This is a genomic window from Arthrobacter rhombi, assembly GCF_900163545.1.
Lineage (GTDB): Bacteria > Actinomycetota > Actinomycetes > Actinomycetales > Micrococcaceae > Arthrobacter_H > Arthrobacter_H rhombi_A.
Genome location: NZ_FUHW01000020.1, coordinates 1 through 17,275, shown reverse-complemented (window position 1 = coordinate 17,275; position 17,275 = coordinate 1). Strand labels below are relative to the sequence as shown.

Below are 17,275 nucleotides of genomic sequence, written 5' to 3'. Positions count from 1 at the left end.
GTCAGGTCAGTTCGTCGAGCCGGTCCCAGAAAGAGGCGCGCAAGGCCCGACGCACCACCTGGATATCGGTTTTCCATTCACCGATCTGCTGGGCACAATCCTTGAGCAGCACCCGGTCGATCTCGGGCGGCAGTAACGGTCGGTCAGCTTGCAGTTCGGTGAGTTCGCGCTGGGTGGTATTCACAAACCAGTTGTCCGCCACGCTCGCTCCAACCTCGCCGACGGCCCGCAATAACGCGCTATCGCTGGCTTCGGAGGCTCCACCAGTGGCGAGGGCTGCGTTTTCCTTGCTTGAGGAGTGGACCAGCTGTGGTCCGGCCGATGGCACGTACGGAAGCTGCCCGGTGTTCGTGGGGATGCGCACCGGGGATGGGCCGGGCACCGGTCGTTGCGGACGCGCCGGGGTCTCTTCGGGCCTGGCCGTCGTCACCGGCAGGGTTTCCTCCGGGCCCGGAATCGTGGCACCCGCCGCACCTTCCGGCGTCGTCCCGGAGGTGGCATGGACTCCCGGGCCGGGCATCGACCCCTGAGTGACCGTCCGGGTGAACGTCTGGTGGAGCAGCTCGGCGGGAAGCTCGGTGATGCCGTCCACGCACAGGGCCAAATGTTCGGCCACCGAGGCCAGACCGATGCGGGTCTCTGGTTGGCGCAAACCGATGAGTTTGACCTGCACCCCCAGGTCCTGGGCTTCCTCGACGGCCTCGGCCAGGTCGTCGTCCCCGGAGACGAGGTAGACCACCGAGACGGCTCCGCTGCGGGCCAGCCCCACGAGGTCCAGCGCCAGACGCAGATCCACGCCCTTCTGCTCGCCGCTATAGGAGATGCGGCCCAACCGTACTTTGACGCCGTCGACCATGCCGATGCGTTTATGGTGGTCGGTGAAGAGCCCATCGCGGGAGGCGTCATACCAATAGGTGCGCAGCACCGGCAGGGAGCTGTCTTCCCGCGCAATGGCGGCAATGCCTTCGACGAGCCGTTCGTAATCCACTCGGAAGGCCGAACGGAGCGACGTACCCACCGTATGCTGCCCGCCGATGGCCAAGAGGAACCCGGCATCCACGAAGATTGCGCTCTGAGTCGTCATGGACCACATCCTACGGGCAGCGGCTGGGGCTCCTCGGCCGGGCAGCTCAGGCGAGGGCTGCCAAGAGCAATGCGTTCCCGAGCCCATCCCAGCGGCCGGTGAGCTGACCTTCGTGCCCGTCATCGTCTGAAGCGACCTGAGGTGTGCGGTAGACGGCCAGCGCAGGACCATCGGTGGTGATCGTGGTGACGGGTCCCATCCCTGGTTCTTCCGCGATGGAAGGAGCAGCCGTCGTGATGGCCGGGGCGGTTGCCGAGTGATCCCCAAACCCGTGGACGACGACGGTGTTGGGCTGGAGCACCAAGGTTCCGTCGATATCGCGGAACTGGTCAGCGCCGGCCTGCCCGCGCACGATGGTCCAAGCCAGCGCCGCAGCATAGACCGGGTCTCCGGTGGCGTCATAGATCCAGCGATGCCCGAGCACCGAATGCTCCATTTCCCCGGCCAGATGCTCCTCGGCCCCAGCCACGGCGGCATCACGGTAGGTCAACGGGACGTGCAGGACCGTGCCGTCGGAGCGTCGGACCAGATGGGTTTCGATGCCGATTTTTTCGTCGGGGTCATCGAACCGGTAGGCGCCGATCATCTCGATGGAATCGCCTGCTGCAACTCCCGACCACGATTGGCGGGCAAGCCAGGCGGTGACGATTTCTTGTTTTCCGGGGGTGAGCTCAGCACGGTAGAGGATGGCCATGGCTTCACCGTAGGCCAGAACCCTGCCCGTGGCGAACAGTCTGCCACCCCCGCCGGGGATGACGCGGAGGACGGGAACCCCCGGACCCATGGGCGCGACCGGCCTCCCGAGCATAGACTCACCGCACGGTTCCATCCGCGCCATCCTAGGAGGTCGTCATGCCCATGCCCGTCCCCAGCCCCGGTGCCCCCTGCTGGATCGATCTGATGTCTTCACAACCCGAGCGCGCCCGCAGGTTCTATGCGGCAATTTTCGGATGGACCTACGACACCGCCGACCCGGCACAGGCCGGCCACTACTTCACCGCCTTCAAGGACGGGCTACCGGTCGCCGGGACCGTCGGCAACGACGGCGAGGCGGGTTTACCCGATACGTGGAGCACCTACCTGCGCGTGGAAGACATCGAGGCCACGCTCGCCGTCGCCGTCAGCCTGGGCGGTCGGGTCCTTGCTCCAACCACGGAGATCATTCCGCGGGGCCGGGTGGCCCTCGTCAAGGATCCCGCGGGGGCTTCGGTGGGCCTCTGGGAGATCGACGAGCACCGGGGATTTCGTCTGCACGGGGCACCGGGCGCCCCCTACTGGCATGAACTTCATGCCCGCAATTATGCGCAGGCCGTGGAATTTTACCGCCAGGTTTTCGGCTGGGAGACCACCGTCGTTTCCGCAACCGATGACTTCCACTACACGACCCTGGGTCAGGGACCGCAGGCCACCGCGGGGATCCTCGATGCGACCGCCCACCTACCCACGGGCCACCCTGCAGCATGGCGGGTCTACTTTCAGGTCGTGGACGCCGAGGCGACGATCGCCGAAGCGCTGGGCCTGGGGGCCAGTGTGATTGACTCGCCCTCGGACACCCCTTTCGGCAGGGTTGCCGCCCTATCGGATCCAACAGGTGCCCTTTTCGAGATCGCACAACCGTTACCGTGAAGCCGGCAGCCCCGGCCCCTCAGTCACTATGCCGGCCATAGCTGAGCAACATGTTGCCCTTGCTGGTTTGCTGGGAATCTTGCAGCACCAACCGGGTCACCGGGTCGCTGGGTTCGAACAGGTGCTTCCCGGCTCCGGCGATCACCGGGTGGACCATCAACAGCAGGGAGTCCAACAGGCCGGCGAACAAGAGTTGGCGTACCACCGAAATGCTGCCGCAGACCGAAACGTCCCCGCCGTCGGATTGGCGTAGTTCGCGGACGAAGTCCTCCAAGGGGCGCTGGATCAACGTCGAGTTCTGCCAGGCGAGCTCCCCGGTGAGCGTGCGGGAGGCCACGAACTTCTCGACGGGATTGATGAAGGCGGCGAATGGGTCGTCCTTCCCCGCATTCGGCCAGTACCCGGCCCACTCCTGGTAGCTGCGCCGCCCCAGCAGAACGGTGTCCGACTGTTCCATCATGGAGGTCATCCCGGCACCAAGCTCCTCGTCGAAGCTGTCGAACTGCCAGAGGTTGGGCGCTTCGACCACCCCGTCGACCGATTGGAACAGTCCCACCTTGACCTCGCGCATGCTGCCTCCGTCATCAGATCCTGCTGTCCGACGTACCTGCTCGATCATCTGCCGCCCACCGGCGGTCGTCAAGAGGTCATGTACGGGCGGTCGCCCGCCCTCATGGTGTTCAGTTGGCAAAAACGTCGTGCAGTCGTCCCCGCTGATCCCAGAGGGCCACCGAGTCGCCGTCGTTATTCAGGATCGCTGACGTGCCGCCGTTGAAGTAGGCGGTGGCGGTATTGTTCCCGGGGCCCGTATGGACGCGCAGCTCTCCGCCGGGAGGGATCCGGTAGCCGGCACCGACCGTCAGGGTGTTGTTCGCCGCGTCACGCAGCACCAGCCCGGTGGCGTCGATCGTGTGGTCAGCGACGTTGCGGACCACCACATGTTCTCCGGCACCGAATTCGATGTCGTTGCCGGGCGGGTTATTGACCATCTCGGCGATCTCCAGGCCACGAGCCCGGGGGAATGGATTCCTGCCGGCCTGTAATCGCACGCTTTGCTGGGGGAAGTCCCCGGTGACCATATCCACTCCCAGATCGACGGCGGCATCGATGGCCTCAGGTGAGTTCGCCGTGTAGACCCCGAGGCCGAGTCCCGCTGCGTGGACTTTGCCGACCCCTTCGGAGGTCAGCGTGCGGTAGTTGGTGCCCACCGAATCGGCGAAGGTCGACCAATCGGCCAGGGTCCGTTCCGTTGGCACGGAGCCGACCAGCTGCTGCAGCGGAATACGTGGTGCCAGGGCAGCGAACCGGCGATTGGAGGAAGCATCGAATCCCAGCACGTTCACCTTCCCGGCGTTCACCAGCCGCCTCCAGGCGGGGTCCTCGGCCAGCTTCGTGGCCACGACGTTCTCGATTCCGGGGGAGTTCTGCGGGGACTTGATCTCCAGGTACACCCCCGTTCTGCGGTTCGCGGTGCGGGCAATGTCATCCAGATGGGGGATCCGTGCCCCGGCGAACCGGCGATCGAAGGAGGAACCGGCGTCCAGACGTTGCAGCTCTGCCCAGCTGAAGGAAGTAATCGGGTCCTTCTCCCGGCCGGGAAAAACCTCCTCGACGTTGGTCGTCCGTGCCGGGGTGTTGTCATGGAAGAGGAACGGCACCCCATCGGCACTGAGCTGGACATCCGTTTCGATGAAATCGACGCCGGCTGCCCTTCCTGCCCTGAACGCGGCCACCGTGTTTTCCGGTGCCACCCCGGCAGCTCCACGGTGTCCGATCAGCAGCGGGTCAGCGGACGGCGGCTTTGCTTTCATGGCCTCCGGTGCCACGGCAGGTGCCGGGGCGGCGGCGGCAGGGACTACTGCGGTGGGGATCACCAGAACGGCGACGAGGAGGATAAGAACTGTCAGCGGTCGGCAGGGTTTCGGAGTGGACGTGCGGCGAAATGCCATGCGATTCGGTTCCTTCGGCGCTCGGGGTGCGGGTGCTCCACGTCCATGCTGCCCACCCCGGACGACGGCTGAATCAACGGGTGGTGAACCGGGTATGAAGGTCCCGGCAATCGCGGCGAAGGGGATCCGTCGATCCTCTGGTTTCCGGGGATATTCGGCGTATCCTGAAAGAACCAGCAGCATCTGCCGGGTTGACGAGGAGGTCATCATGAGCCTGTTCAGAAGGCATCGGATCCACGAGAAGATCGTTGCGCCCGCAGCACATGCAGCCCTGGCCGCAGCGGATCAGGTACCGGTTCCACCGATCTATAAATATCGGATCAACGAGGAGCTGGCCACCAAGATCGCCCTGAAGGCGTATGGGGCCGGAAGCGACGGCAAACCAAATATCCCGCGGATGCCCCTCAGCGGCTAACCAGCCCCGCCACCACCGCCCCGCGCCACCCACCCAAGGAGTGTTCATGAAGGCCCTCACCGTCACGCCGGGAAGCAAGGATTCGCTGACCCTGCAGGAGGTGGGGCCCCCCGAACCATCTGAAGGCAGCGTCCTGGTCGATGCCCTGGCCATCGGGCTGTGCGGAACGGACCGGGAGATCATCAACGCCGAGTACGGCACCGCCCCGGAGGGCCGGGACGTGCTGGTGATCGGGCATGAGAATCTTGGGCGAGTCAGCCAGGCACCCCAGGAGTCGGGATTCTCCGCTGGAGATCTGGTGGTCGGCATTGTCCGCCGGCCCGACCCGGTCCCCTGCGGTGCGTGTGCCGCCGGTGAATGGGATATGTGCCTGAATGGGAAGTACACCGAGCATGGCATCGCTTCCCTGGATGGTTTCGGCCGCGAACAGTGGCGTGAGGATCCGGGCCATCTGGTTAAACTCGATACCTCCCTGGCCGACGTCGGTGTCCTGCTGGAACCGACGACCATCGTGGCCAAGGCCTGGGAACAGATCGAACGGATCGGGACCCGCGCGTTCTTCGACCCGCGGGTCGTGGCGATCACCGGTGCCGGACCGGTCGGTTTGCTCGCCGCACTCTTGGGGGTGCAACGCGGCTACGAGGTCCACGTTTACGATGTCGTCACCGACGGGCCGAAACCGCAACTGGTGGCCGATCTAGGGGCCCATTTCCACACCGACTCCTTGCCGGATTCCGGCCTCGAACCGGACATCATCATCGAATGCACCGGGGTGGCGCCGGTGATCGTGGACGCGATCGCCAATAACGGCAAGAACGCCATCGTCTGCCTGACGGGGGTTTCGAGCCCGGGAGGCAAGACGACGCTGGACGTCGGGACGATGAACCGCACTGCGGTGTTGGAAAACGACGTCGTCTTCGGTTCCGTCAACGCCAACCGTCGACACTACGAGCAAGGTGCCGAAGCCCTGGCGAAGGCAGACCCCTCATGGTTGGGGCGGCTCATCAGCCGACGCCACCCCATGGAAGACTATGCCGAGGCCTTCACACACCGCGACGGCGACGTGAAGGTCGTCATCGACATCGCCACATCTTGACCGTAGAGAACATTCGGCCCGGCCCCGAAGGGACCCATGCAACGCAATTTCCCTCAGCTCTCCGAGCTGCGCCCGCTCCTGCAGTTCGAACGCCCGAGCCTGGACTTCCGGGCCAACCGACTGGCCAAGGCGGCCGACCTGTGGGACCTGCGCCGGATTGCCCGGCGGCGGACCCCCAAACCCGCTTTTGACTACGTGGACGGCGGTGCCGGAAACGAGGAGACGCTCCGCCGCAACCGGCAGGCCTTCTCCGAGGTGGAGTTCCTCCCGGGCATCCTCGGCGGACACCCCACAGTCGATCTGTCCACGACGATTGCCGGGGCCCGGTCCGCGCTGCCGGTGGGGATCGCCCCGACGGGCTTCACCCGTTTCATGAACTCCGAAGGCGAGGAAGCAGGGGTCGGCGCCGCCGTCGACACCGGCATCCCCTACACCCTCTCGACGATGGGCACGCGGTCCATCGAGGAGGTCGCCGCCTTCCAACCGGCAGCCCGGCGCTGGTTCCAGCTCTACCTCTGGAACGACCACGAGGCATCGCTCGATCTGGTCAATCGGGCAGCAGCCGCCGGCTATGACACCCTGATGGTCACCGTGGACACCGCCATTGCCGGTCAACGCCTGCGCGATGTCCGCAACGGCATGACCATCCCTCCGAAGTTGAACCTCAAGACGGTCCTCGACGCCTCCTACCGTCCCGAGTGGTGGTTCAACTTCCTGACCACCGACTCGTTGAAGTTCGCCTCGCTCAGCGGCACCTCGCATTCACTGCCCGAGCTGATCAACTCGATGTTCGACCCGACCCTGTCGCTGCAGGACCTCAGGTGGTTGCGTTCGGTGTGGCCGGGCCAACTCTTCGTCAAGGGGGTGCTCACCGCCGAAGATGCCCGCAAGGCGTTGGAATCCGGCGCCGACGGCCTGGTGGTCTCCAACCATGGTGGTCGTCAGCTTGACCGCGCCCCGGCGAGCCTGCAGGCGCTGCGCGAGGTCCGCGACGCCGTGGGCCCCGATATCGAACTCATCCTCGATTCGGGCATCATGTCCGGCGGGGATATCGCCGCCGCACTCTGCGCCGGTGCCGACTTCACCCTGATCGGTCGTGCCTATATGTATGGGCTGATGGCCGGTGGCCGGGCCGGGGTGCAACGGGCGCTGGATATCCTGGCCGAGGAGCTGCGGGTGGTCACCACGTTGCTGGGTGTTTCCTCGGTGGCCGAACTGGGCCCGCAGCATGCACGGATGCACTGGCGTGGCCCGCAGGCCAGGCCTATAGCCCGTCCTTGACCTTCAGGACGAGTAAGGCTGCCGCGTCGATTTTGGCCTTGAACCCCGGGTCCGCCTTCGCCTCGGCGACGAGCCCAGCGGTGATGGGTCCGATGGCGTCCTGGTTCACGCAGAGCATCATGGTGCCTCCTGCGTCGAAGAACTTCTTGGCCCGGGTGGCATATTTCCAGTCACGGAACTGAGTGGCATCGCACATATCGTCGGAAATGACGATCCCGTCGAATCCCTGGTCCTCGCGCAGCATCCCGTTGATGACGGTATCGGAGAAGGCTGCCGGGTTCTTCGCATCGATCCGGGAGTAGTAGGCGCTGGAGAGCATGATGAAGTCCGCCCCGTCGTCGATCCCTGCTTGGAAGGGTTCAAGGGTTTCGTCGTCGCGGGTCGTCACCGTGTCGGTGACCCCATGGGACACGTCGGTGTTCTGGCTGACCCGCCCCAACCCGGGGTAATGCTTCATCACCGGGCTGACCCCTGCAGAGACCATGCCCGCAGCAAAGGCCGAGGATCCGGCCTGCGCACTGCCCGGGGTCTTCCCGTATTCCCTGCCGAACGCACCGATCGGTGCGTTGGCCGCACCGATGGAGGCCGGCACGGTATCGGCGACCGGCGCGAGGTTGACGTTGATACCTGATTCCGCCAGTTCCTTGCCCCAGCCGGTGGCCCGGCGTTCCAGGGTCTTCGGATCCCAGGAGCCTTGGGTGAGACCGGCGGGGATGCTGGAATAGCCGGGACCCTTCAGGACCTGGACCTTGCCGCCTTCCTGGTCGGTGGAGATGAACTGTCCCACACCGCCGGTGGTCTTCTGCGTGACGGTGGCCTCGATCTTCTGCACTGCGGCGGCGGTTCCCTGCAGTCCGACGGCGCTGCGGCCCTTGAGGAAGACGTTGCCCACATGGTTCTTCTGCACGATGCCCAGGTCCGTGGCGGTGGCCCCCGCGGCGGGGACCCCCATCATGAGGACCTGTCCCACGCGTTGTTCCAGGCTCAGGGTGTCGAGGCGTTTCTGCGCCGCGGTTTCTGCCGCGGGCGTTGGGGCAGCGGACGACGGCGATGCCGAACCCGCTGAGGACTGCGCGGATCCCTCCGAGCCCGGGGCCTGCGTCGATTCCGGAGAACCGGTTCCTTTCGAGCTGGCACCAGCGGACCCGCTGGAGGCGGGCCCTGGTTCCGGCGTCGTGCAGGCGGCCAGCGGAAGGGCGGCGCAGATCAACGCGGCGGTGGCCACGTTCCTCAAATGTTTTTTCATCATGCCCTTTCGGCGGGTTCGCAGGCAGACCTGACGCTCCAGTGTAGTGGGGGGCCCATCAGCCACCAGCCAGGCGATTCAGCCGGTCCCCGAGTTCCCCCAGCGCAGCTTTAAGTCCTGTCGGTTCCAGCACCGTGGCCTCGAAGCCAAGCAGGGCGACGTGGACGGCGATCAGTTCCAACGAGTTGCCACCCGCGGTCAGGAGGCAGGCGTCTTCGCCATCGGGTTCCACGCCGGCCACATTCGGCGGGATCGAGGCGCGCACGGCTGCCGCGGGGGCGGCGATTCTGAAGCGGACGATATGGGCGTAGGGGTTCTGTGAGATCGCCCGCTGGACGAACTGGGCGGCGTCCGGGGCACTGCGGCGAATGAACCGCCAGCCCGTGCGGTGCACCGCAGCGATGCGGTCCAATCTGAAGGTCCGCCAATCATCACGGTCCAGGTCGAAGGCCATGAGATACCAACGTCGGCCGGCGGACACCAGACGGTAGGGTTCCACGCGTCGCTGAACCCCGGGCCCTTCGACGCCCGCTTTCCGGTAGCTGAAGCTGGCCTGCTCGGGGGTGCGGATCGCATGGGCCAACTCCAGCAGCAAAGCGATGGGCACCGGCCCCTCGCCTCCACGGGTGCCATCGAGGGATACCGTGGCCCCCGCCACCGCTTCGACCGAACCACGCAACCGGGAGGGAAGCATCTGGTCCAGCTTCGAGAGGGCCCGCAACGCCGGCTCCCCCACCCCGGCGATCGATCCCCCGGCAGCCACCCGCAGACTCACAGCGACGGCCACAGCCTCCCCATCGTCGAGCAATAGCGGTGGCAGGTCTCTCCCGGCACCGAGCTGGTAGCCGCCGCCGACTCCCTGGGTGGCCCGTACCGGGTAGCCGAGGCCACGTAGGCGTTCGACGTCACGCCGCACCGACCGCGTGGTCACCGCCAGTTCAGCGGCCAGCTCGGTACCGGTCCAGACCGGGCGCGACTGCAGCAGACCGAGCAGGCGCAGCACGCGTTCGAGGGTTTCGCTCATGACCCCAGCCTCCCACCTATAGCGGACAGAAACAGTCCTATAGCTGCAGCACACTGATGAGATGACCACGCAAACGGAAGACAGAACAGCACCAACAGAGTGGAACCGGCGCCTCAGGGAACAACTGAGATGGCATTGGGAGAACCAGCTCCGTCCACGTTTGGAGGGGCTCACCGATCAGGAGTATCTCAGCGAACCCGTGGCCGATTGCTGGACCGTCAGGCCCCGCGGCGAAGCTGGCCCCGCCTACGCAGGCGCCGTCACCGCCGGTTCGGGGGACTTCGCCATCGACTTCGCCTTCCCGATGCCCGAACCGGCACCCTTCACCTCCATCGCCTGGCGGCTGTCCCATGTGATCGTGGGGGTTCTGGGACAACGCAATGCCGATCACTTCGCCGGCCCCGCATGCAGCTATCAAACACACGCCTATGCCGGTACCGCCGCCGAAGCCCTGGAACAGCTCGACGCCGCCTACTCTCGCTGGATGGCCGGCGTCGCCTCACTGGACGAGAGCGGGCTCGAAGGCCCCTGCGGGGAGTCCGAGGGCCCCTTCGCGCAGGCGCCGATGGCCGATCTGGTCCTACACATCCACCGCGAAATCATTCACCACGGTGCCGAGATCGCCCTACTGCGCGACCTCTATCTGCCGCGTCACCACTAAAAGGAGAGACCATGCCCGCCATGCCCGGCCCCGTCGCCGACGAAAAGTCCCTGCTGCTCGCCTTCTTGGACCAGCAGCGCACGAACCTGCGCACCATCACCCACGGGCTGACCGAGGCCCAGTCCCGTTCCACACCGAGCGCCTCGGCCTTATCCATCGGGGCGCTGATCAAACACGTGAACACCTGCGAGGCCAGCTGGATGAGCAGGGTCGCCGCTGCGCCCCACCCGCCGGCCGGGGACGCCGTCCCCTTCGGCGAGGCCGTCGCGCGCTACGCGGACCAGTACACGGTGACCGACGCCGAAACCCTGCACGCACTGCTCGCGGAACTGGAGGCCCAGGAGCACGAAACGACGCGGATCGTGCAGGCCGTCGACCTTGACGCAGCGGTCCCTGTGCCCCGCAACGCCCCGTGGTTCCCCCCGCGATATCGATGCCTGGTCCATCCGCTGGGTCCTGGGGCACCTGATCGAGGAGATCGCCCGGCACTGCGGGCATGCGGACATCATCCGCGAAACCATCGATGGGGCCACCTGGTTCGAGTTGATGGCCGCCGCGGACGGCTGGAAGGAAACGGAATGGCTGAAGCCCTGGACTCCGCCGGCCGGCCGGGCCCCCGGGGAAACGACCACCTGGGCATCGACGTCGTCTTTGCGGGCCAACAGGGCTGCCCGCAGCACATGGTAGTTATTGGTCACCACCAGCAACGGTCCGGGGCGCCCTGCCGCATTCTGGACCTCGCGGGAGAAGCGCAGATTCTCCCTGGCCGCCGGAGGGGATCAGCAATGGTTTCGGGGTGGATATCGTGTTCCATACGGCCGGAGGCCACGGCGTAGGCGAGGAAGATGACGAAGACGACGCCGTTGCGCAGCATGCGCCGGTCCTTATGGCGCAGCCAGAAGTAGAGCAGGCCCAACAGTGCGGCAATGATCAGGAAACCCACCCGGCCAGATTAGCCAGGCACCCCCTCTAGACTGGAGCCGTGCAGCAGAGTCCGAAATCCCCGCCGGGCGGTACCGGCGCCTCCATCGCCGCCCTCTACCACTATCCGGTCAAAGGCCTGTCCCCGCAGCCGCTCACCGAGGTCGGGCTCCGTCCCGGGCAGGGTTTCCCCGACGACCGGATCTACGCGCTCGCCCGGGCCCGTGGAAAGTATGCCCAGGGCACGGCGCAGAATCTGGGCAAGCGCAATTTCCATGTCTTGGCCCGCGACTTCGCCCTGGCCGGATTGCGCAGCGACTATTCGCCCTCCACACAGACGATCACCCTCACCCGTTCCGGGACCGATGACGGGAAGGTGGTGGACGCCGACCTGTCCACCCCTGCCGGCCGCGACCGGCTGGCGTCGACGGTGGCCGAATTGCTGGGTCTGGCCTCGGACGATGTGCCGGTTGTCGCCCACGAACCCGGGCGGCGTTTCCCCGATCTGTTGTCCAAGGGCGATGAGGAAGCCCAAGCCGTGTCGATCATCAATCTGGCCTCCGTCCGGGAACTGTCCCGGATCGCCGGCACCGAGGTGAATCCCCTGCGGTTCCGCGCCAATATCTACCTCGATGGTCTGCCTCCCTGGGCCGAACGGCAGCTGCCGGGCGGTTTCCTGCGGGCCGGGGGTGCCCGGCTCGAGGTCTTTCAGGAGATCGGCAGATGCCCGGCCACCGAAGTGGACCCCGTGAGCTCGCGGCGCGATCTGCCGGTCCTGCAATTACTCCACGATGCCTTCGGGCACACGAATATGGGCGTCTACGCCCAAGTGCGGACCGCGGGAACCCTCACGGAAGGCACCGCCGTCGTTTCGGAATAACCATGGCCGGGGCTGGGGTGACGGGGCTACGATCAAGGCACGTCGACCATCCGGATGGAGGCAGAAATGACCGACCCCTCCACCGGACCCCTGCGCACGGGGGCCTATATCGATGGCAGGTTCCGCCCTGCCGCCGACGGGGCCACGTTCACGTCCCGCTCCCCCGCCACCGGCCGCCCGATTGCCGAGGTGACGGCGTGCGGCCCCGTGGATGTCGATGCCGCCGTGTCCAGCGCCCGCACCGCCTTCGATTCGGGGGTCTGGTCCGAGGCCGAGCCCGCCGAACGTCAACAGGTGCTGCTGCGTCTGGCCGATCTCATCGAGGCAGCCACCACCGAATTGGCGGGGCTGGAATCCTTGGATGCTGGCCGGCCGCTGGCCGATTGCCATGAATTCGACCTTCCGGACACCATTGGCACCATCCGCTGGTATGCCGAAGCCATCGACAAGGTCTTCGGCAAGATCGCACCCACCGGTCCCGGTGCGCTCGGGCTCATCGTCCGCGAACCCATCGGCGTCGTCGGGGCGGTCCTGCCCTGGAATTTTCCGGCAGCCATGCTCGCCTGGAAAATGGCCCCGGCCTTGGCTGCAGGGAACTCGCTGGTGGTCAAACCCCCTGAACTGGCGTCCTTATCCACCTTGCGGATTGCCGAACTGGCCACCGAGGCGGGCATCCCCGACGGGGTGTTCAACGTGGCCCCGGGCCTCGGGCACATTGCCGGGAAGGCCCTGGGTCTGCACCCGGACGTCGATATGATCACGTTCACCGGTTCCACCGAGGTGGGCCGGCAGTTCCTGCGGTATGCCGCCGATAGCAACCTGAAGAACATCACCCTGGAATGTGGGGGAAAGTCACCGCAGATCGTGCTGGCAGATAATGCTGACAGGTTGCCGCAGGTTGCCGCAGGTGGCCGCCGATCTGGCGGAGGCGGCGTTCTGGGCTTCGGGGCAGAACTGTTCGGCGGGCTCACGCATCCTGGTGCATGAATCGCTGCGGGCTGACTTAGTGGCGGAACTGGCCCGGCAAGCCGAGCAGCGGATCGTCGGGGATCCCGCAGAGCCCGAAACGATCCTCGGCCCGCTGATCGAGGCCGAGGCGTTGGCCCGGGTCCTGCGGTTCATCGATGAAGCCCAAGCGGCCGGGGCACGGATCGTCACCGGAGGACGAGCCCTCTTCGAAGACAGCGGCGGCTGGTTTATCGCCCCGACCGTCATCGACCAGGTCACCGCCGCGATGCCGATCGCCCGCCAGGAGGTCTTCGGTCCCGTCGTCGCCGTGATCGGGTTTCACGACGAGGACGAAGCGTTGGCCCTGGCCAACGACACGACCTACGGTTTGTCCGCGACCATCTGGTCCCACGATATCGATCGGGTGATCCGGCTGGCCCGCGGGGTACGGGCAGGAACCGTGGCCATTAACGGCTACAGCGAAGGCAATATCACCACCCCGTTCGGCGGCTACCGGAGCTCGGGTTTCGGGGGGCGTGACAACGGTTTGGAAGCGCTGGAACAGTACACCCAGCTCAAGACGATCTGGTTGACCGTCAGGTCGCCGTAACCACGATCAAGGCCAGGACCCCCAGAACCATCACCGCACCGGCGGTCCAGAAGATGGCGGCCACATCGGCCTCCAGACGGCCTTCGGCGATCCCGCGGGTGCGGGTGGAGTAGCGGCGGCGCTGCGTCGCATAGATGGATAGGGCCCCGAGGCCCCCCACGGCCACCAGGATCAGAATCGACGGCCCGTAGTGGTGCATCCAGCGCAGGAACACGGCGCTGACCACGAACAGCGACAGGGTGGTCCTGCCCCAGGACATGACGGTGCGTTCGGGCTGCAGCCCCGGGTCCTGGTGTCCGCGCGTGATGGGGATGGTCATCGACTGGCCTATCCCGAGACCGCGAGGACGACGACGATGACCGCAGCGGCCAGCGCCCCGCCGATCCCCAGCAGCGGCACGATCGCCGGGAACGGCAGCGGACGGTGGTTGCGCATGCTCGACTCGATCCGCAGCCAGCGGAACACCGCACCGGCGCTGATCAGCAGGCCCAGGCAGATGACGAGGATCGAGATGGCCTTGCGCAGGTCGGTGGGGAAAGCGTCGAAGGCGAAGGCCTCCAGGGCGATGCCGCCGGCCAGGAAGGCCAGCGAGGTGCGGATCCAGGCCAGGAACGTGCGCTCATTGGCCAGCGTGAAGCGCGGATCCGGTTCGTTGCCGCTGGGTAGCGCCTTGCGTGCCAGCCATCCTCGTTCGTCTGGTTCGGCCACCGTTCTCCTCCCGCTGTTAGCCCAGCCGGAACCGGCTGCTCTCGCTGGAAATCCTACCGGTCTCTGCACAACCGGCCGTGCGGAAACCGCTGCGGGAATAACCACGAAGGCAAGACGTTAACTTGAGTGACATACACTCAGGTCTATACTTGAGCGTAAGACACTCAAGTTACTTGGAGGGAAAATGCCAGCGTTCTTCGGACCCACAGGATCGGGAAGCGGCTCGTTTGATGACTTTTTGGCCCGCTATCTGCAGGGCCAGCGAGCCGCAGCCGCGGGTCGCCCCATCGACATCACCCGTCTACTCAGCCGGCGCACGCACGAACTCCTCGGGCAGGCAGCCGCCTTCGCGGCCGAGCACGGTCATGCCGAGGTTGACGCCCTGCACCTGTTGCGGGTCCTCGTCTCCCAGGACGGACCAGCCGCCCAGCTACGCGCGGGAGGTATCGACGTGGAGGCTATCGCCCGCAATGCGGAGCAGCGTCTACCCCAGTCCTCCCACCAGATCACCGGTGGTGCCCCGGCATTGACGGCCTCGACCCAGCGAGCCCTCCTTGATGCCCGCCAGGTGGCTCGCGCCTTCGGCTCGACCTACATCGACCCCGAACATCTCTTCGTGGCCTTCGTCCTGAACCAGGACTCCCCCGCCGGGCAGGTCCTCGCCGCTTCCGGGGTGACCCCCGAAGCGCTGCAGAATGTTGGGGCGGCAGCCCAGCAGGCTCCCGCGGAGACGCAAAACGGCACCCCGCAGGCCGGGGCTCCGGGGGATTCGCAGACCCCGATGCTCGATACCTACGGTACGGATCTGACCACCTTGGCCCACGAAGAGAAGCTGGACCCGGTCATCGGACGCCAGCAGGAGATTGAGCAGACCATCGAGATCCTGGCGCGCCGCACCAAGAACAACCCGGTGCTCATCGGTGAGGCCGGCGTGGGGAAGACCGCCGTCGTCGAGGGTCTGGCCCAGGCCATCGTCGCCGATTCCGTCCCCGCCCAGCTGCACGGCAAACACGTGATCTCGCTGGATTTGCCGGGGATGCTCGCCGGCACCCGCTACCGGGGTGACTTCGAGGAACGCCTGACCAATACCATGGACGAAATCGCCGCCGGCGACGGTGAGTACATCGTCTTCATCGACGAGCTGCATAATGTGGTCGGTGCCGGCGGCTCCGGCGAAGGCGGGATGGACGCCGGAAACATCCTCAAGCCGCGCCTGGCTCGTGGGGAATTGCGACTCATCGGCGCCACCACCTTGGCCGAGTACCGGACCGTGGAAAAGGACCCGGCGCTGGAACGTCGTTTCCAGCCCGTCACGGTCGGCGAACCCTCGCCGGAAGATTCCGTCAAAATCCTCGCCGGGCTGGTCGACCGCTACGCCGAACACCACCAGGTGACCTATACCGAAGGTGCCCTGCGGGCCGCCGTCGACCTCTCATCGCGTTACCTTACCGACCGTTTCCTGCCCGATAAGGCGATCGATCTGATCGACCAGGCGGGGGCGCGGCTGAGTCTGCGTCGCGGCCCCGCCGTTGACCTGGAGTCGCTGCGCACCGAGCTGGACACCTTGCGCGAACGCAAGAACGACGCCGTCAGTGCCGAACGCTTCGAGGAGGCCGGGTGGCTGCGCGACGAGATCACCGCACTCAGTGAACACCTCGACGAGCTGACCTCCGGGGCGCCATCCGGCGGACCTTCCGAAGACGCCGCCGCCAACGTGGTGGACGAGGAGCAGATCGCCCAGATCATCTCCCGGGCCACCGGCATCCCCGCGACCCGGCTGACCGAGGGCGATCGGGCCCGGTTGGCGAAGCTCGAGGAGGAACTGCATGACCGTGTCATCGGACAGGACGATGCGGTGAGCGTGATCGCCAAATCCGTACGGCGTAACCGGACGGGCATGGGCGATGCTTCCCGCCCCGTGGGCAGCTTCATGTTCCTGGGGCCCACCGGTGTCGGCAAGACCGAGCTGGCCAAGTCTCTGGCCGAGTCGTTGTTTGGCCGCGAGGACGCCCTCCTACGTTTCGATATGAGCGAATTTGGTGAACGTCATACCGTCTCGCGGCTGGTCGGGGCCCCTCCGGGCTACGTCGGTTACGGTGAGGCCGGCCAGTTGACCGAGCAAGTGCGCCGCAACCCCTACTCGGTGCTGCTGCTCGATGAGATCGAAAAGGCCCACCCCGACGTGTTCAACCTGCTGCTGCAAGTGCTCGACGACGGCCGGCTCACCGATGGTCAGGGCCGTACCGTGGACTTCCGCAACACCGTGGTCATCATGACCTCCAACCTGGGTTCCGAGTTCCTGGCCAGCAAGACCGGCGCCCTGGGCTTCAACGCCTCAGCGGGTGAGGGTGCCAGCGGCTTCGGTTCCGAGAAGGCACTGCGCGATCGGGTCATGGGACGACTGCGCGAGACGATGCGGCCGGAGTTCCTGAACCGTATCGACGAGATCGTGTTGTTCCGCAAACTTGACCAGGAGCAGCTGCGCTCGATTGTGTCCATCCAATTGCGCACGACCGAAGCCCGGCTCCAGGCCCAAGGCATTGGTCTGGACGTCCAGGATGCGGCGGTTGATTGGATCGCCGAGCACGGGTACGAGCCGGAGTATGGTGCCCGCCCGCTCCGTCGGGTGATTCAGCGCGAGGTGGACGACGCGATCGCTGACCTGTTGGTTGTCGAAGCGCTCCAAGAGGGCGGCACGGTCACCCTCTCGGTCGATGATGGCGAACTACGCGTGAGCACTTCTGCCACCCGGGAGGCCCTGGCCGCCTAGGTGTATTGACCACGGACGTTGGTAACGCTCCGGGGTAGTTGAAATAGGGAAGACCT

General features: G+C 66.0%; 18 protein-coding genes and 1 pseudogene. 10 read left to right on the top strand and 9 right to left on the bottom strand.

Annotated elements, in window-relative coordinates:
* Nucleotide 1: 1 nt before the first annotated feature.
* A complete protein-coding gene (locus FM101_RS04245) occupies nucleotides 2-1,084 on the bottom strand; it encodes an NYN domain-containing protein (protein ID WP_086995949.1) in 1,083 nt (360 codons plus the stop codon).
* 46 nt (nucleotides 1,085-1,130) lie between these two features.
* Nucleotides 1,131-1,868, bottom strand: a complete 738-nt coding sequence (locus tag FM101_RS04240; RefSeq protein WP_143269202.1) for a CG0192-related protein — start codon at nucleotides 1,866-1,868, stop codon at nucleotides 1,131-1,133.
* Between the two features lie 68 nt (nucleotides 1,869-1,936).
* On the opposite strand from FM101_RS04240, the gene FM101_RS04235 reads away from it, so the two are divergent.
* The gene (locus FM101_RS04235; RefSeq protein ID WP_086995943.1) at nucleotides 1,937-2,710 is read left to right on the top strand and encodes a VOC family protein; all 774 of its coding nucleotides are present in this window, start codon (nucleotides 1,937-1,939) and stop codon (nucleotides 2,708-2,710) included.
* Between the two features lie 19 nt (nucleotides 2,711-2,729).
* Here the strand turns inward: FM101_RS04235 and FM101_RS04230 are convergent, their stop codons facing one another.
* Nucleotides 2,730-3,281: a dihydrofolate reductase family protein gene (locus FM101_RS04230; protein WP_086995941.1), complete on the bottom strand. Its 552-nt coding sequence runs from the start codon at nucleotides 3,279-3,281 to the stop codon at nucleotides 2,730-2,732.
* A 109-nt stretch (nucleotides 3,282-3,390) separates the two neighbouring features.
* The gene (locus tag FM101_RS04225; protein ID WP_086996257.1) at nucleotides 3,391-4,659 is read right to left on the bottom strand and encodes a glycerophosphodiester phosphodiesterase family protein; all 1,269 of its coding nucleotides are present in this window, start codon (nucleotides 4,657-4,659) and stop codon (nucleotides 3,391-3,393) included.
* 208 nt (nucleotides 4,660-4,867) lie between these two features.
* Here FM101_RS04225 and FM101_RS04220 point away from each other — a divergent pair, with 208 nt between their 5' ends.
* The 3 genes from FM101_RS04220 to FM101_RS04210 are packed head-to-tail and all read left to right on the top strand — an operon-like array spanning nucleotide 4,868 to nucleotide 7,451.
* Nucleotides 4,868-5,074, top strand: coding sequence for a hypothetical protein (locus tag FM101_RS04220; protein ID WP_086995938.1), 207 nt, complete (start codon nucleotides 4,868-4,870; stop codon nucleotides 5,072-5,074).
* A gap of 46 nt (nucleotides 5,075-5,120) precedes the next feature.
* On the top strand, nucleotides 5,121-6,170 hold the full coding sequence (locus FM101_RS04215; RefSeq protein ID WP_086995935.1) for a glucose 1-dehydrogenase: 1,050 nt from the start codon (nucleotides 5,121-5,123) through the stop codon (nucleotides 6,168-6,170).
* A 36-nt stretch (nucleotides 6,171-6,206) separates the two neighbouring features.
* Nucleotides 6,207-7,451: an alpha-hydroxy acid oxidase gene (locus FM101_RS04210; RefSeq protein ID WP_086995932.1), complete on the top strand. Its 1,245-nt coding sequence runs from the start codon at nucleotides 6,207-6,209 to the stop codon at nucleotides 7,449-7,451.
* On the opposite strand, the gene FM101_RS04205 is transcribed toward FM101_RS04210, so the two are convergent.
* Together FM101_RS04205 and FM101_RS04200 are read right to left on the bottom strand one after the other, a co-directional pair.
* Nucleotides 7,435-8,700: a glycoside hydrolase family 3 N-terminal domain-containing protein gene (locus FM101_RS04205; RefSeq protein ID WP_245806615.1), complete on the bottom strand. Its 1,266-nt coding sequence runs from the start codon at nucleotides 8,698-8,700 to the stop codon at nucleotides 7,435-7,437. The two genes, FM101_RS04210 and FM101_RS04205, sit on opposite strands and share 17 nt — an antisense overlap.
* Before the next feature lie 55 nt (nucleotides 8,701-8,755).
* A complete protein-coding gene (locus FM101_RS04200; RefSeq protein WP_086995929.1) occupies nucleotides 8,756-9,721 on the bottom strand; it encodes a helix-turn-helix transcriptional regulator in 966 nt (321 codons plus the stop codon).
* Nucleotides 9,722-9,782: 61 nt separating this feature from the next.
* Between FM101_RS04200 and FM101_RS04195 the strand changes: the two genes are divergently transcribed.
* A complete protein-coding gene (locus tag FM101_RS04195) occupies nucleotides 9,783-10,382 on the top strand; it encodes a DinB family protein (RefSeq protein WP_086995926.1) in 600 nt (199 codons plus the stop codon).
* Nucleotides 10,383-10,393: 11 nt separating this feature from the next.
* A pseudogene (locus FM101_RS16175) lies at nucleotides 10,394-11,069 on the top strand (DinB family protein).
* A gap of 7 nt (nucleotides 11,070-11,076) precedes the next feature.
* On the opposite strand, the gene FM101_RS04185 reads toward FM101_RS16175, so the two are convergent.
* Nucleotides 11,077-11,325, bottom strand: a complete 249-nt coding sequence (locus tag FM101_RS04185) for a hypothetical protein (protein WP_086995923.1) — start codon at nucleotides 11,323-11,325, stop codon at nucleotides 11,077-11,079.
* A gap of 39 nt (nucleotides 11,326-11,364) precedes the next feature.
* Between FM101_RS04185 and FM101_RS04180 the strand changes: the two genes are divergently transcribed.
* The 3 genes from FM101_RS04180 to FM101_RS16045 all read left to right on the top strand — a co-directional run bounded on the left by FM101_RS04180 (nucleotide 11,365) and on the right by FM101_RS16045 (nucleotide 13,741).
* Nucleotides 11,365-12,183 (top strand): MOSC domain-containing protein, encoded by an 819-nt coding sequence (locus tag FM101_RS04180; RefSeq protein WP_086995920.1) that lies wholly within the window; start codon nucleotides 11,365-11,367, stop codon nucleotides 12,181-12,183.
* A 66-nt stretch (nucleotides 12,184-12,249) separates the two neighbouring features.
* Nucleotides 12,250-13,170 (top strand): aldehyde dehydrogenase family protein, encoded by a 921-nt coding sequence (locus tag FM101_RS16050; RefSeq protein ID WP_281255506.1) that lies wholly within the window; start codon nucleotides 12,250-12,252, stop codon nucleotides 13,168-13,170.
* Nucleotides 13,091-13,741, top strand: coding sequence for an aldehyde dehydrogenase family protein (locus FM101_RS16045; protein WP_281255505.1), 651 nt, complete (start codon nucleotides 13,091-13,093; stop codon nucleotides 13,739-13,741). Before FM101_RS16050 ends, FM101_RS16045 begins: the two co-directional genes overlap by 80 nt.
* Here FM101_RS16045 and FM101_RS04170 read toward each other — a convergent pair.
* Nucleotides 13,728-14,060 (bottom strand): DUF202 domain-containing protein, encoded by a 333-nt coding sequence (locus FM101_RS04170; RefSeq protein WP_086995917.1) that lies wholly within the window; start codon nucleotides 14,058-14,060, stop codon nucleotides 13,728-13,730. The two genes, FM101_RS16045 and FM101_RS04170, sit on opposite strands and share 14 nt — an antisense overlap.
* Before the next feature lie 8 nt (nucleotides 14,061-14,068).
* The gene (locus FM101_RS04165) at nucleotides 14,069-14,449 is read right to left on the bottom strand and encodes a YidH family protein (protein ID WP_086995914.1); all 381 of its coding nucleotides are present in this window, start codon (nucleotides 14,447-14,449) and stop codon (nucleotides 14,069-14,071) included.
* Between the two features lie 184 nt (nucleotides 14,450-14,633).
* Here FM101_RS04165 and FM101_RS04160 point away from each other — a divergent pair, with 184 nt between their 5' ends.
* Nucleotides 14,634-17,219 (top strand): ATP-dependent Clp protease ATP-binding subunit, encoded by a 2,586-nt coding sequence (locus tag FM101_RS04160; protein ID WP_086995911.1) that lies wholly within the window; start codon nucleotides 14,634-14,636, stop codon nucleotides 17,217-17,219.
* Nucleotides 17,220-17,275: the final 56 nt, after the last annotated feature.

Bases quoted from the DNA above. Each gene is read 5' to 3' on its own strand.
- FM101_RS04220 (WP_086995938.1), top strand. From the start codon at position 4,868: ATGAGCCTGTTCAGAAGGCATCGGATCCACGAGAAGATCGTTGCGCCC.
- FM101_RS04215 (WP_086995935.1), top strand. From the start codon at position 5,121: ATGAAGGCCCTCACCGTCACGCCGGGAAGCAAGGATTCGCTGACCCTG.
- FM101_RS04170 (WP_086995917.1), bottom strand. From the start codon at position 14,060: ATGACCATCCCCATCACGCGCGGACACCAGGACCCGGGGCTGCAGCCC.
- FM101_RS04240 (WP_143269202.1), bottom strand. From the start codon at position 1,868: ATGGGTCCGGGGGTTCCCGTCCTCCGCGTCATCCCCGGCGGGGGTGGC.
- FM101_RS04200 (WP_086995929.1), bottom strand. From the start codon at position 9,721: ATGAGCGAAACCCTCGAACGCGTGCTGCGCCTGCTCGGTCTGCTGCAG.
- FM101_RS04160 (WP_086995911.1), top strand. From the start codon at position 14,634: ATGCCAGCGTTCTTCGGACCCACAGGATCGGGAAGCGGCTCGTTTGAT.
- FM101_RS04230 (WP_086995941.1), bottom strand. From the start codon at position 3,281: ATGCGCGAGGTCAAGGTGGGACTGTTCCAATCGGTCGACGGGGTGGTC.
- FM101_RS04245 (WP_086995949.1), bottom strand. From the start codon at position 1,084: ATGACGACTCAGAGCGCAATCTTCGTGGATGCCGGGTTCCTCTTGGCC.
- FM101_RS16050 (WP_281255506.1), top strand. From the start codon at position 12,250: ATGACCGACCCCTCCACCGGACCCCTGCGCACGGGGGCCTATATCGAT.
- FM101_RS04205 (WP_245806615.1), bottom strand. From the start codon at position 8,700: ATGATGAAAAAACATTTGAGGAACGTGGCCACCGCCGCGTTGATCTGC.
- FM101_RS04210 (WP_086995932.1), top strand. From the start codon at position 6,207: ATGCAACGCAATTTCCCTCAGCTCTCCGAGCTGCGCCCGCTCCTGCAG.
- FM101_RS04225 (WP_086996257.1), bottom strand. From the start codon at position 4,659: ATGGCATTTCGCCGCACGTCCACTCCGAAACCCTGCCGACCGCTGACA.
- FM101_RS04235 (WP_086995943.1), top strand. From the start codon at position 1,937: ATGCCCATGCCCGTCCCCAGCCCCGGTGCCCCCTGCTGGATCGATCTG.
- FM101_RS04195 (WP_086995926.1), top strand. From the start codon at position 9,783: ATGACCACGCAAACGGAAGACAGAACAGCACCAACAGAGTGGAACCGG.